Raw genomic sequence first — 13,093 nt, 5'->3', positions numbered from 1 at the left:
TGGTTATGAAAAAAGTTAAAATATAAAATTCAGGAGGACAATTATTATGAAAAAATTAGTGGCAGCAGTTTTAACAGGAGTATTAGTGGCAGGAACATTAAGCACAGGCGTTTATGCAAAGGATGATGACAAAACCATCACAGTTGCAGCATCTGCAACACCTCACGCAGAGATCCTTGAGGAGGCAAAACCGCTTCTTGAGAAAGAAGGATATGAACTTGAAGTTACTGTATTTGATGACTATGTAAGACCAAACGAGGTAGTTGAGAGCGGAGAGTTTGATGCGAACTACTTCCAGCATATTCCATATCTGGATCAGTTTAATGAGGAGAAGGGTACACACCTTGTAAATGCAGGTGGCATTCATTATGAGCCATTCGGAATCTATCCTGGAACAAAAGACAGCCTGGATGATCTGGAAGACGGAGATTCCATTGCAGTACCAAATGATACCACAAACGAAGCAAGAGCACTTCTTCTTCTCCAGGATAACGGAATCATCACACTGAAAGAGGGTGCAGGATTAAATGCAACTGTTAAGGATATTGCAGAGAATCCTCACAATGTAGAAATCGTAGAGCTGGAAGCAGCACAGGTAGCACGTGTTACAGGTGAGACAGCTTATGTGGTATTAAACGGAAACTATGCTCTGGAAGCAGGATTCTCAGTAGGGAAAGATGCACTTGCATATGAGAAATCTGATTCTGAAGCAGCAAAGACATATGTAAACGTAATCGCAGTAAAAGAAGGCAATGAAGACAGCGACAAGATTCAGGCACTTGTAGATGTACTGAAATCTGATGAGATTAAAGATTTTATCAATGAGAAATATGATGGTGCAGTAATTCCTTTTGAAGAAAGCTCAGATGCAGAAGAAACAGATACAGAAGATGCAGATGATGCAGACAGCAAAGACGCAGACAATGCAGATGACACAGCAGAAGAAAATGCAGATACAACTGACACAGCAGAAGACGCTGAATAAGTAAAGATAACAGGAGATTCCTTTTTCAGGTAAAACTGGAGAGGGAATCTTTTTTTTTGTGCAAAAACATATAGGATTTCCATAAGTTTTCTGATACAATCTATAGTAATTCTATAAAAAGCGACAGACAATCCGATTTATCGGGAAACTGATATAAAATTATCATAGTGACGCGAAAAAATGTGACCCATTTTTGATTGTCGGCGATCGGTTATACCAAAGCAGGAGAGATTGTATGAAAGAGAACAAGATATGGAACGATTATTTGCCAGAAGACATGCAAGAACACTGGACTGTATATGAATGTCTGAAGGAAAGCGAAGATTCATCCACTTTCCTGGTGAAAGAGACAGCTACCGGAATCCTGTGCGTGCTTAAATGGGGGCGTAACAGGCAGACGGAGTTTCTGCGCAATGAAATGGAAATCATGAAAAAAATGGCGGACAGGAAATTGTCCGGGATTCCAAAGGCATACAGGATATTTGAAGAAAATGGCGAAGTGTATCTGGTAAGGGAATATATAGAGGGAATGTCTCTGGCTCAGATGGTTCTGCAAAAAGGTGGCATATCAGAAGCGGAAATCTGCAGGATCAGCAGGAAGATATGCCAGACAGCAGAGCAGTTTCAGAATCCGGATGAGCCTATGATACACCGGGATATAAAACCGGAGAATATAGTGGTCACACCTGGTGGTGAGGTGGTATTCATTGATTTCGGTACTATGCGCAGTTATAAAAAAGATGGGTCGCGTGATACTTTTGTGGTGGGTACCAGAGGAACTGCGGCGCCAGAGCAGTATGGCTATACACAGACAGACCAGCGTACAGATGTGTATGCAATCGGACAGACAATGCTGTATATGGTTTCAGAGAGCTATGAAATGAATCAGCTTTCTGAGTGTGCAGTGAGCCGGAGAATGAAAAAGATCATAGAGAAGGCCTGCTCTTTTGAGCCTGATAAAAGATATGGGGATGCTGCGCAATTAAGGAGAGCAGTTGAGAAATGTCAGGCGAACAATAGAAAAAAGGTTTATAAAAAGGCAGGCGCAGTCTTTGGACTGATTGCAGCAGGTTATATACTGGCAATTTTTTCCCCGGATGGCACAGTGATTGAAAACAAAAGGATTGAAACGGCAGAACAGAGTGCGGCAGAAGAACAGATACAGGCAGAGATAACCTTCAGAGAAGAATTGATAGAAGAAGCCGTGCGCAAGGAACTGGGGCTTTCAAAGACAGACAAAATAACTGCCTCTATGCTGGAGAATGTAAGGAAACTCCGCATTGTCGGAAAAGAAATTCTTGATGATGAGGACACATTCTGGGGTGAAGGCCACCATGTGGATGGAAAGGACAGCAGCTTCGGATCTGTGCGCGGAAATATTACAGATCTTTCGGATCTGGCACAAATGGTAAATCTGGAGGAACTTGCGCTGTGTAACCAGAAAATCGAAGATATTTCCGGGCTAAAAGAGCTGCCTTTGAAAAAACTTTATCTGAGCAAGAATATGATCACAGATTTCTCTGTGCTTTTGAATCTGATAGATCTGGATACCCTCTGTATTATGGAGAATCCGGCAGAGAATCTGTCAGTGATTGGAGAATGCACAGGCATTTTAAGATTAAATATACAGGGGATGAATCTGACAGATATAGACTTTCTGAAAAATCTGAGCCTGGATTACCTGGATATGAGTAATGTGGAAGTAGAAAACAATATATTTGAGCCATTGACAGAGATGAAGAAACTGGATACTCTGTGCATGTGTGATGTAAATGAGGCGGCTGCCGAAACTCTTTCGCAGATGAGTACCTTAAAGGCGCTGTTCATGTGGGGGGATAGTACCATACTGGAGAATCTGAAACCATTGAAAGGGATGACACAGCTGGAGACACTTGCATTCACAACACAGATTTCTTCGTTGGAAGGAATCGAACAGTTTCCTTCATTAAATTTCCTGTCAGTGAGTTTCAGTCCGGTGAAAGATCTGTCTCCTGTCACAGGAGCAAAGAATCTGCAGGTAATAGATATTTCCAATGCAGATATTAAAAATTTTGAACCGCTGTTTGGACATTCGGGACTGACGGAGGTACACTGTACAGAGGAACAAAAAGAAGAAATCATGAAGATAGATTCTTCCCCTGATTTTGAAATTTATACATAAAAAGGGACAAAATTGTCCCGCTCTAAAATGGGCAGATATGGTACACTTAACAGTATCATATCTGCTTTTTAACCAAATCAAGTAAGTCCCCTGCTTCAATTGCGAAGAGCAATAAGCAGTGGGTGGGGACTTGCTTGTATCAGAAGGGGTACAAGCCCCTTCTGATAAACTGCGAAGCAGTTATTTGGTTATGAGCAAGTAGCGAAAGCGGATTGCGAATATCCGATTGACTTATGGATCAGTCATCAGATAACGGATAGTGGTAAAGATCAAAAAATATAACCTCGGGTTTTGGCAGAAGGGAGATATGAACAGGAAAGAGGTGTGAGAAGAAATGAAAGAAACAGAAGAAATGAAAGAAACAGAAGAAATCATGGGAATGATAAAAGAGGAAGGCGCCGCATATTTTGCAAGGGAACGAGGAAACAAGGTAGAGGTAGGGCTTTATCTTGAGCATATAATCGAAGAGCGTGGAATGAAAAAGAAAGACATTGTGCGAAAGCTGAATCTGGAAGAATCCTATGCACGAAAACTGTTTGGCGGTCAGCGAATCCCCACAAGGAAAATACTACTGCAGTGTGCGTTTCTCCTTTCTCTTGATCTGTCGGATACACAAAGGCTTCTGGATATCGGTCAGAAGCCGAGACTTTATCCGCGCGTACGTTACGATGCAGCAATTATTTATGGACTGGAAGAGAAGATGACACTAGAAGAGATGAACAGCTTCCTGGATGAAATAGGGGAAGAGATTTTACTGTAAAATATTTTTGAAAGATATCCCTGAAGGGATTCTGAACGCTGTCAAAAATGAAGATGGCAGTGTATAAAATTACAGAGGTACTAAAAAAATCATTCTCGCAAATTGTGCAAGCTGCGATTACATCTTGCAGGGTGCTTTTTTTAACCAAATCAAGTAAGTCCCCTGCTTCAATTGCGAAGAGCAATAAGCAGTGGGTGGGGACTTGCTTGTATCAGAAGGGGTACAAGCCCCTTCTGATAAACTGCGAAGCAGTTATTTGGTTATGAGCAAGTAGCGAAAGCGGATTGCGAATATCCGATTGACTACACTCAAATCCAGAAAAAGGAGGGTTTTACGTATGAAGAAAAAACAAGTTGCATTATTGTTGGCAGCACTTATGTGCATAACACCTATGGCAGAAAGCGCAGCTGTTATGGGCGCAGAATTTTCTTCGGGGGAAGAAACTGTAGAGATGCAGGGCACAGAGGAAGAAGCCGAAGCAGAGGATACGGCAGAAATCTGGACATCCGGGGAAGAAGTATCAGATTTTGATACGGACGAAGCGCCGGAAGTGGACGGATTTACATCAGAAGAATCAGAGGCATCGACAGACGCAGCAGGTGCTAAACAGGTAAAAGGATCTTTTGAAGTGGCATATATAACAGAGGAACAGTACAATAATGCCCTGCAGAATGAAGAACGTCCGGAAGTGGACATGAAAACAGTAGAAGACACTACTTTTTTAAATGCGTTAAACAGTATCGAAGGAGAAAATACAGGATACTGTTTTGTAAGCGTCCAGGATCTGGAAGACGCAGCAGACTTTGTGGCTCCTGAAGGGATGATAGTACTGGTGGAGAATGCAAGAGCCAGAAGTATTACACCGAACGGAAACATCGTATTCTGGGGTATGATAGATCCGCCAGAGACGATTGAAATCAAAGAAGGAAAAGGAACGACAACTTTCTTCTGTCAGGATATGAGAAGCGTATTAAAAGGAACAGGTTCCGATGATAAAGTGATCTTTTGTGGGCAGAATAATGCGATAGGTGGTATTTCCGGAGTAGAAAATATATATCTGAGAAATAACAGCCATGATCTGCAGGTATTTGGTGCCAGTGAATTTTTTAATATTTACAATGAAACGGATAATATCAAAAACAATCCACAGGATGAAAATGCTTTTTTTATACACATTATAAACAGTAAGACTGCTCCGGTATTCCATAAAACATTTGACTGGGGTACTGGCGAGTTTGAAAATGAAAATGGAGAGAAGTGGAGCAGTCCTTACGGAATTGGAATTATATATAAGACATCAGATGAGAAAGGTGAATGGGAAGATATTCCTGTTCCGGCTGGTACACAGGCAGTGAAATATGATATGTCTGATGAAGATATCGTGGAAATGCTTTCCAGAATTTGGGTCTATTCAGAAGATGGTACGACTCAGGATATGAATGGAAAAATCTGGAATCCGGATAAAGATAATGCGGTTGATCTTCAGGAATTCCGGGATTGTGAAGGAATGTCAGCAAAGGAGATTTTCGAGGCACACGGAAGGGCAGAATTCCCTGATGGAGGATGTGTGTGGATTAATGTCGCACCGACAGCACAGGCGGAAAGATATATAAATGCATATCAGAAGAAGAACAATGCCAGTGGCTATTATCTGATGAATATGAAAGCTAACACCAAGATCAGTGGAACGCTTACTGTTCCAAGTGCTGCGAAAGCACTGAAGATAGAGGGACAGAATAATTATGACGAAAGCACAGATACAGATAATTTTGTTCCGGCTTCAATTTCTTCTGTAAATGTTCCGGCAGGCAAGAAACTGTCACTGTCCAGGATTCTTGTAAAGGCGAATACTTTAACCTTTACAGGCTCTGGAGAAGTGGAACTTATGAATGCCAGATTAAATGCAAATGTAACAGCAGATAAAATTAAGATTGCGGATGCTGTAGTGAAGAGCCTGAACTGTAAAGAACTGACATCAGAAGAGGGTGTATGTCTGGTTGTATCTGAATATCTGAATTTTGAGAAAGCAGTGATTAATCCGGAAATAACCATTTATGGACAGCCGGGAGCTTATCTGAAATTTGGTGAAATTGACAGTGCAGAATACTCTCAGACAGCAATTCCGCAGATTTATCTTGGAACAAACGGAAAACAGACAGCGCAGCTGTATATAGGTGGAGCATTGAAACTTGGTACATATGAAACGGAAGGTGAGACATATTCAAGAAATCTGATCGTTCGACAGTTTGATACAAAAGAAGCGCAGGCAGCAGGCGTTCCTGTATCGAAAGACTGTTTTGATCCAACATATAGGTATGCATGGGATGAGACAGAGGATAATGACTGGTTTTACTTTACAAAAATATACAAGAATGAAGAAATAAATCTTGTTACAGTCAATGCTAGTCTGGATGAAGAATATTCTACAAACAGACTTCTGGCGCAGTTTAGATTTGATGTAAATGGTGAGAAAAAATATGGAGTAGTACTTCCCCGATACATTCATCTGGATGAATTCGAAGGTTTAACAGCCGGAATTGATGGAAATAAACATCGTTTATTTTATGTAGACTGGTGGACAAATGAAGAGAAAATAAAAGCTGTTGAGATTCCTGCATACTATGAGTTCTCAGGTCAATCTCTGAACAGCATCGCATCTGCACAAATTTCTACAATCAAGACTCAACTTTATGCAGGTAAGGCGCTTAAACCGTCAGTAACAGTAACCTTAAACGGCAAGAAACTGAAAGCCGGAACAGACTACACCGTTTCCTATGCAAATAACACAAAAGCCGGCTCCACAGCATCTGTGATCATTACAGGTAAAGGCAATTATGTTGGCACAGCGATCCAGAATTTTGAAATTGCGGAGATTCCGGCAAAAGGAAAGGTATACACATCCGGAAACCTGAAATACAAGGTAACTAAATCCGCATACAAGAATGGAACAGTAAGCGTTTATGCTCCGGCAGAGGAGAAAACTCTTACAAGTGCATCTGTTCCTGCAACAGTAAAAATTAATGGTTATACATTTAATGTAACAGCAATTGGTGATAAAGCATTTAATGGCTGCACAAAACTGAAAAAAGTCACGATAGGATCCAAAGTAACCACAATTGGAAAACAGGCGTTTAACGGATGTAAAGCGCTGACTTCCATTACAGTTAATTCTAAAGTGCTCAAAACAGTAGGAGCATCTGCATTAAAGGGAATTTCTGCTAAGGCAGTAATCAAAGTTCCGGCAGCAAAATTAAGTGCATACCAGAAGCTTTTCAAGGGCAAAGGACAGAAAAATTCTGTAAAGATTACAAAATAAGAAATAGAAACAAAGATTATATAGCTAAAACCATACAGTTAAAATTATATAGAGGCAGAATCAGTAAAAATTTCTGCTACACATGAAAAGACAGTTCTTGAAGAAGAAGCCCGGAATTAGTGTACCGACAAGATTGTTTCAAGAATCAACTTGTCGGTACATCAGAGTTGTTGTCATGAGCAATTCTGTTTCCGGGTTTCATTTACCTGTATTTCTTTGGAAAATTCAGGTGATAAGATGGATTAAAAATGTATAAACAATTAGAAAAATAAAAAAAATTAAAAAAGTTTCAAAAAAGGTGTTGACATCCGACAAAATCCATTATATAATAGCAAAGCAAGTTACGGAGCGGACAACAAATAAGCCGCCTGAAACAAGCACAATATGGAATCTTAGCTCAGCTGGGAGAGCATCTGCCTTACAAGCAGAGGGTCATAGGTTCGAGCCCTATAGGTTCCATATCTTAAAGAAAATGGCGAGATAGCTCAGTTGGCTAGAGCACACGGTTCATACCCGTGGTGTCGAGGGTTCGAATCCCCCTCTCGCTACTTGACAGAGAAATCTGTTACCAACAAATATGGAATCTTAGCTCAGCTGGGAGAGCATCTGCCTTACAAGCAGAGGGTCATAGGTTCGAGCCCTATAGGTTCCATATCTTAAAAGAAAATGGCGAGATAGCTCAGTTGGCTAGAGCACACGGTTCATACCCGTGGTGTCGAGGGTTCGAATCCCCCTCTCGCTACTAATTACGAAAGATAAGTCTATAAACCTGGATAGGGGTTTGTGGGCTTTTTTTCATTTCTGAATAAATCAATTTAACTGAATCAAGTAAGTTCCCTGCTTCAATTGCGAATATCCGATTGACAAATTGTTTCTTTATGATATTTACCCTGAAAACAATTATGATACAGAAGAATTATGAAATGTACTATAGAAACGTAAATATGGAAAATGGTTATACATGGAATATTGAAAATTGAATAGACTTCACATCCGGAACTTGTTATAATCAGCAGAAAAAGAACGAAATGATAAGTAAACAGATCAGGAGGTGAGAAACATGCTGGACAAAAACGATATGAAAATGTTAAGGGAAATGATGGAAGATACGGTAAAAGAAACAGTAGAAGCTACTGTTCAGAAAGCTATTGAACCGTTACAGCAGGATATTTGCGATTTAAAAGAAGAAGTAAACGGTGTTAAACTTCATCTTGAAAATGTAACTGACAGAAATATTTCAATTTTAGCGGAAAATCATGGATATCTGGTGAAAAAATTCAATGAAGCCGTAGAAGCAGCACATAATAATCATGTGAATACAGTACAGACCAGTTATCTGATAGAACATGTTGCAAATCTTGAGAACAGAATGCAGGCAGTAGAAAAAAATATGGCATTGTAATGCGCAGGAACAATAAGTCTGGATGTGAAGCCTGTTGAGATTTCGATACTACCAGTGAACAGTAACTGATAATGATAAAAATATGTTATTGAATGAAATTCAGGGTTGACAAATATAGTTTCCAGTGGTAAATTAAGTGTAAATTTAACAGATTAAACCGATGAAGCGGAAGTCAAAGCAGTCATGCGCGCACAGAGAATCCGGGAAGGTGAGAGCCGGGTGGAAATGCAGTCTGCCAAATGGGCCGCTGAGGGCACAGTGAAAGGTTGAAGATTACAGAGCAGACTAAGTATCCTGTGACGTGAGGCATACGTCAGTTGCCGGGAATATGAAGGTATTTCGCAAAGAGTACGGTTCAAACCGTAAATCAAGGTGGCACCGCGGGTGAAGTATATACGCTCGTCCTTGACAGAAACGATAATTCTGTCAAGGGCGGGCTTTTTTATGTTCCTGGCAGAAACTGAATTAATCACAGGAGGTGTTCCCATGTATCCAACATTAGAAACCATCAGGCGGCTTGCACAGACAAAAGAATATCGTCGTATTCCTCTGTGCAGAGAACTTTATGCAGACAGATATACACCGGTAGAGGTAATGCGCATTTTGCGAAAAGCCAGCCGCCATTGTTACCTGCTGGAAAGTGCCAGCCAGACAGAAGTGTGGGGCAGGTATTCTTTTCTGGGGTATGAACCGTCCATGGAGATTACCTGTACAGACGGAACATTGAAGATCCGGACAACCGATGCTGAGGGAAAAACAGAGGAAACCGTAAGGCAGGTCACACATCCCGGTGATACTCTCAGAGAAATCATCCGGAAATATAAAACTCCGGTAATGGAAAAGATGCCTCCTTTTACAGGCGGTCTGGTAGGATATTTCTCCTACGATTATATCAAATACAGTGAACCAAAGCTGAAACTGGAGGACAGGGAACAGCAGGATTTCAGGGACATGGATTTAATGCTTTTTGATCAGGTGATCGTATTTGACCATTTCAGACAGAAAGTACTTCTGATCACAGGTGTGATGACAGATGATCTGGAAGCCTCCTACGAGAAAGCAGTAAAGAAATTGGAGGAAATGGCGCAGCTGATCCGAAACGGGGAGCATATGGAATTTGAACCGCTGAGACTTCAGTCAGAAATACAGCCGAAATTTCCGAAAGAAAAATATGCAGAGATGGTGGAGAAAGCCAAACATTACATCAGAGAAGGTGATATTTTCCAGGTAGTACTTTCCAATCCCATGCGTGCGAAAGCAACAGGAAGCCTGTTTGATACTTACCGGGTTCTTCGGGCATCTAATCCTTCTCCTTATATGTTTTATTTCTCCAGTGATGACATTGAACTGGCAGGTGCTTCCCCGGAAACCCTTGTGAAGCTGGAAAATGGCACCTTAAGTACCTTCCCTCTGGCAGGAACCAGACCAAGAGGAAAGACAAGAGAAGAGGATAAAGAACTTGAAGAGGGACTTCTGAAAGATGAGAAAGAGCTGGCAGAACACAATATGCTGGTAGACCTGGGAAGAAACGATATTGGAAAGATCAGCAAGATCGGAACTGTAAAAGTAGAAAGGTATCTCTGCGTAGAACGTTTTTCCCATGTAATGCATCTGGGCTCCACAGTAACAGGAATCATCCGGGATGATAAAGACGCTGTGGATGCAGTAGACGCAATCCTTCCGGCAGGAACCCTTTCCGGAGCACCCAAATTCAGAGCCTGCCAGATCATCGAGGAACTGGAACAGAGCAAACGAGGCATTTACGGAGGCGCCATCGGATATCTGGATTTTGCAGGAAATCTGGATACCTGTATTGCCATCCGCCTGGTTTATAAGAAAAACGGAGAAATCTGTATCCGTTCAGGTGCCGGAATCGTGGCAGACAGTGTACCGGAAAAGGAATTTCAGGAATGCTGCAACAAGGCAAGAGCTGTGGTACAGGCAATTGAACAGGCACAGGAGGGATTAGAATGATATTACTGATCGATAATTATGACAGCTTTTCCTATAACTTATATCAGCTCATCGGCGCAGTGGAACCGGACATCAAAGTAGTGAGAAACGATGAGTGTACACTGGAAGAAATCGCAGAGATGAAACCGGAAGCCATCATTTTATCCCCTGGTCCGGGAAGGCCGGAGGATGCAGGTATCTGTATTCCGGTGATTAAAGAATTTGCAGGAAAAATCCCCATCCTGGGTGTGTGCCTGGGACATCAGTCCATCTGCGAAGCCTTTGGAGGAACAGTTTCCTATGCAAAAGAGCTGATGCATGGAAAGAAAAAACTGATGTATAAAACAGGAGAAAGTCAGCTTTTTAAGGGCCTGCCGGATACCTTTGCAGCAGCCAGATATCATTCCCTGGCAGCGTTAAAGGATACCCTGCCTGCAGAACTTAAGGTGACAGCAGAGTCAGAGGACGGAGAGGTCATGGCAGTGGAACATACAAAATATCCTGTGTTCGGAGTACAGTTTCATCCTGAATCGGTAATGACACCGGATGGTAGAGTGATGATAGAGAACTTTATGGAGGTAGTGAGAAATGATTAAGGAAGCCATTATTAAATTATCAAAGAAACAGGATTTAGCTTATGCGGAAGCGGAAGCTGTAATGGACGAGATTATGAGCGGTCAGGCAACACCTGTACAGATGTCTGCTTATCTTACTGCATTAGCTTTAAAAGGAGAGACAATTGATGAGATTACAGCTTCCGCAGCAGGTATGAGAGCTCACTGTATCAAACTTCTCCACAACCTGGATGTGCTTGAAATCGTGGGTACCGGCGGAGACGGTTCCAATTCCTTCAATATTTCCACTACTTCTTCTCTGGTGATCGCAGCAGGCGGTGTTCCGGTTGCAAAACATGGAAACAGGGCAGCATCCTCCAAATCCGGTGCAGCAGATGTTCTGGAAGCACTGGGAGTGAAGATTACACTGACGCCGGAACGCAGTGCAGAGATCCTGAAAAAGATCAACATCTGCTTCCTGTTTGCGCAGAATTATCACATTGCAATGAAATATGTGGCACCGATCCGTAAAGAGCTAGGAATCCGTACTGTATTTAACATTCTTGGACCGTTAAGTAATCCGGCAGGTGCAAACATGGAACTGATGGGAGTTTACGATCAGTCACTGGTGGAGCCACTGGCACAGGTTATGGCAAATCTGGGCGTTAACAGAGGAATGGTTGTCTATGGACAGGACAGTCTGGATGAGATTTCCATGTGCGCACCTACTTCTGTATGTGAGATCAGGGATGGCAAATTTACTTCCTATGAGATCACACCGGAACAGTTTGGATATGAGAGATGTGAGAAGGGTGCCCTGACAGGTGGTACACCTGCAGAAAACGCAGAGATCACAAAAGCAATCCTGAAAGGTGAGGAAAAAGGTCCGAAGCGTCAGGCGGTATGTTTAAATGCAGGTGCAGCACTCTATATCGCAGGAAAAGCCGCTTCCATAGAAGAAGGAGTGAAGCTGGCAGAATCCCTCATCGACAACGGTGCAGTACTGAAAAAACTGGAAGAATTTGTAGAAGAGACAAATAAATAAAAAGCAACCCCCAATTACTAATGTAAAGGAAATCTGTAACTGTCCGGTAATCTGCTGACTGTGGATATACAGAACAGTTACAGAAAAATCATAGAGATTATGAAGAATATATTAGAAGAAATAGCAGCCAGAACAAGAGAAAGAATTGCAAAAGAAAAATCCTGTATTTCTGTTTCGGAGCTGGAGAACCGGATTCAGGAAGTAAATAAAAATGCAGGGAAGAGAATTACATTTCTCCAGGTATTACAAAAAGACGGTATGTCCTATATCTGCGAGGTAAAGAAAGCCTCCCCCTCAAAGGGACTGATTGCACCGGATTTTCCATATCTGGCAATTGCAAAGGAATATGAACAGGCAGGTGCAAGTGCAATCTCCTGTCTCACAGAACCTTTTTATTTCCAGGGAGCAGACCAGTATCTGAGAGAAATCGCAGCCACTGTACAGATACCTGTACTCCGCAAGGATTTTACAGTAGATGAATATATGATCTATCAGGCGAAATCCCTTGGTGCTTCCGCGGTATTGCTTATCTGCGCCATCCTGGATGACGGAGAATTAAGAGCATACAGACAGCTTGCAAAAGAGCTGGGACTGGATGCACTGGTAGAAGCACACGATGAGTACGAAGTGGACAGGGCCTTAAATCTCGGGGCAGAGATCGTGGGAGTCAATAACCGGGATCTGAGAACCTTTCATGTAGATATGAACAACAGCATTCGCCTGAGAAAAATGGCACCGGACAATGTGGTTTTTGTTTCCGAGAGCGGAATCCGCACCCCGGAGGATATCCGGCTTCTTTATGAGAATAAAGTGGATGCGGTACTGATCGGGGAAACACTGATGCGAAGCCCGGACAAGAAAGCAGCGCTGGAAAGCCTGAATGGCAGCCCGTTACGCTGAAAGATCGAATATTATCT

At 42.1% G+C, this 13,093-nt stretch carries 9 protein-coding genes and 4 tRNA genes; all 13 read left to right on the top strand.

The window, feature by feature from the left end; genetic code table 11:
- Positions 1–46: 46 nt before the first annotated feature.
- The 13 genes from ACTNC0_RS05380 (at position 47) to trpC (ending at position 13,076) form a co-directional block, all read left to right on the top strand.
- Positions 47–985, top strand: a complete 939-nt coding sequence (locus tag ACTNC0_RS05380) for a MetQ/NlpA family ABC transporter substrate-binding protein (RefSeq protein WP_441086615.1) — start codon at positions 47–49, stop codon at positions 983–985.
- 235 nt (positions 986–1,220) lie between these two features.
- Positions 1,221–3,146 carry a protein kinase domain-containing protein gene (locus ACTNC0_RS05375; protein ID WP_441086614.1) on the top strand — a complete coding sequence of 642 codons (1,926 nt, stop codon included), beginning with the start codon at positions 1,221–1,223 and terminating at the stop codon, positions 3,144–3,146.
- A gap of 334 nt (positions 3,147–3,480) precedes the next feature.
- Entirely contained in the window at positions 3,481–3,906 is a 426-nt protein-coding gene (locus tag ACTNC0_RS05370; RefSeq protein WP_441086613.1) for a hypothetical protein, read from the top strand.
- A 337-nt stretch (positions 3,907–4,243) separates the two neighbouring features.
- Positions 4,244–7,222 carry a leucine-rich repeat protein gene (locus tag ACTNC0_RS05365; RefSeq protein ID WP_441086612.1) on the top strand — a complete coding sequence of 993 codons (2,979 nt, stop codon included), beginning with the start codon at positions 4,244–4,246 and terminating at the stop codon, positions 7,220–7,222.
- 386 nt (positions 7,223–7,608) lie between these two features.
- Positions 7,609–7,681: transfer RNA gene (locus tag ACTNC0_RS05360), tRNA-Val, on the top strand.
- Positions 7,682–7,696: 15 nt separating this feature from the next.
- Positions 7,697–7,770, top strand: a tRNA-Met gene (locus ACTNC0_RS05355).
- Positions 7,771–7,801: 31 nt separating this feature from the next.
- Positions 7,802–7,874: transfer RNA gene (locus ACTNC0_RS05350), tRNA-Val, on the top strand.
- Positions 7,875–7,890: 16 nt separating this feature from the next.
- Positions 7,891–7,964, top strand: a tRNA-Met gene (locus tag ACTNC0_RS05345).
- A 318-nt stretch (positions 7,965–8,282) separates the two neighbouring features.
- Entirely contained in the window at positions 8,283–8,624 is a 342-nt protein-coding gene (locus ACTNC0_RS05340; protein ID WP_441086611.1) for a hypothetical protein, read from the top strand.
- Positions 8,625–9,110: 486 nt separating this feature from the next.
- Positions 9,111–10,598: an anthranilate synthase component I gene (trpE, locus tag ACTNC0_RS05335; RefSeq protein ID WP_441086610.1), complete on the top strand. Its 1,488-nt coding sequence runs from the start codon at positions 9,111–9,113 to the stop codon at positions 10,596–10,598.
- Positions 10,595–11,173: an anthranilate synthase component II gene (locus ACTNC0_RS05330; RefSeq protein ID WP_008707336.1), complete on the top strand. Its 579-nt coding sequence runs from the start codon at positions 10,595–10,597 to the stop codon at positions 11,171–11,173. Before trpE ends, ACTNC0_RS05330 begins: the two co-directional genes overlap by 4 nt.
- Complete coding sequence (gene trpD / locus ACTNC0_RS05325; protein ID WP_441086609.1) at positions 11,166–12,176, top strand: anthranilate phosphoribosyltransferase; 1,011 nt, start codon at positions 11,166–11,168, stop codon at positions 12,174–12,176. Before ACTNC0_RS05330 ends, trpD begins: the two co-directional genes overlap by 8 nt.
- A 99-nt stretch (positions 12,177–12,275) precedes the next feature.
- A complete protein-coding gene (gene trpC, locus ACTNC0_RS05320) occupies positions 12,276–13,076 on the top strand; it encodes an indole-3-glycerol phosphate synthase TrpC (protein WP_441086607.1) in 801 nt (266 codons plus the stop codon).
- Positions 13,077–13,093 lie beyond the last annotated feature (17 nt).

The organism is Blautia sp. HCP3S3_B11, from assembly GCF_052064435.1.
Classification (GTDB): Bacteria; Bacillota; Clostridia; order Lachnospirales; family Lachnospiraceae; genus Blautia_A.
This window is presented reverse-complemented; position numbering and strand designations above follow the sequence as displayed.

Coding starts and splice junctions, on each gene's coding strand:
- ACTNC0_RS05340 (WP_441086611.1), top strand. CDS start 8,283: ATGCTGGACAAAAACGATATGAAAATGTTAAGGGAAATGATGGAAGAT.
- ACTNC0_RS05330 (WP_008707336.1), top strand. CDS start 10,595: ATGATATTACTGATCGATAATTATGACAGCTTTTCCTATAACTTATAT.
- trpE (WP_441086610.1), top strand. CDS start 9,111: ATGTATCCAACATTAGAAACCATCAGGCGGCTTGCACAGACAAAAGAA.
- ACTNC0_RS05380 (WP_441086615.1), top strand. CDS start 47: ATGAAAAAATTAGTGGCAGCAGTTTTAACAGGAGTATTAGTGGCAGGA.
- trpD (WP_441086609.1), top strand. CDS start 11,166: ATGATTAAGGAAGCCATTATTAAATTATCAAAGAAACAGGATTTAGCT.
- ACTNC0_RS05370 (WP_441086613.1), top strand. CDS start 3,481: ATGAAAGAAACAGAAGAAATGAAAGAAACAGAAGAAATCATGGGAATG.
- ACTNC0_RS05365 (WP_441086612.1), top strand. CDS start 4,244: ATGAAGAAAAAACAAGTTGCATTATTGTTGGCAGCACTTATGTGCATA.
- ACTNC0_RS05375 (WP_441086614.1), top strand. CDS start 1,221: ATGAAAGAGAACAAGATATGGAACGATTATTTGCCAGAAGACATGCAA.
- trpC (WP_441086607.1), top strand. CDS start 12,276: ATGAAGAATATATTAGAAGAAATAGCAGCCAGAACAAGAGAAAGAATT.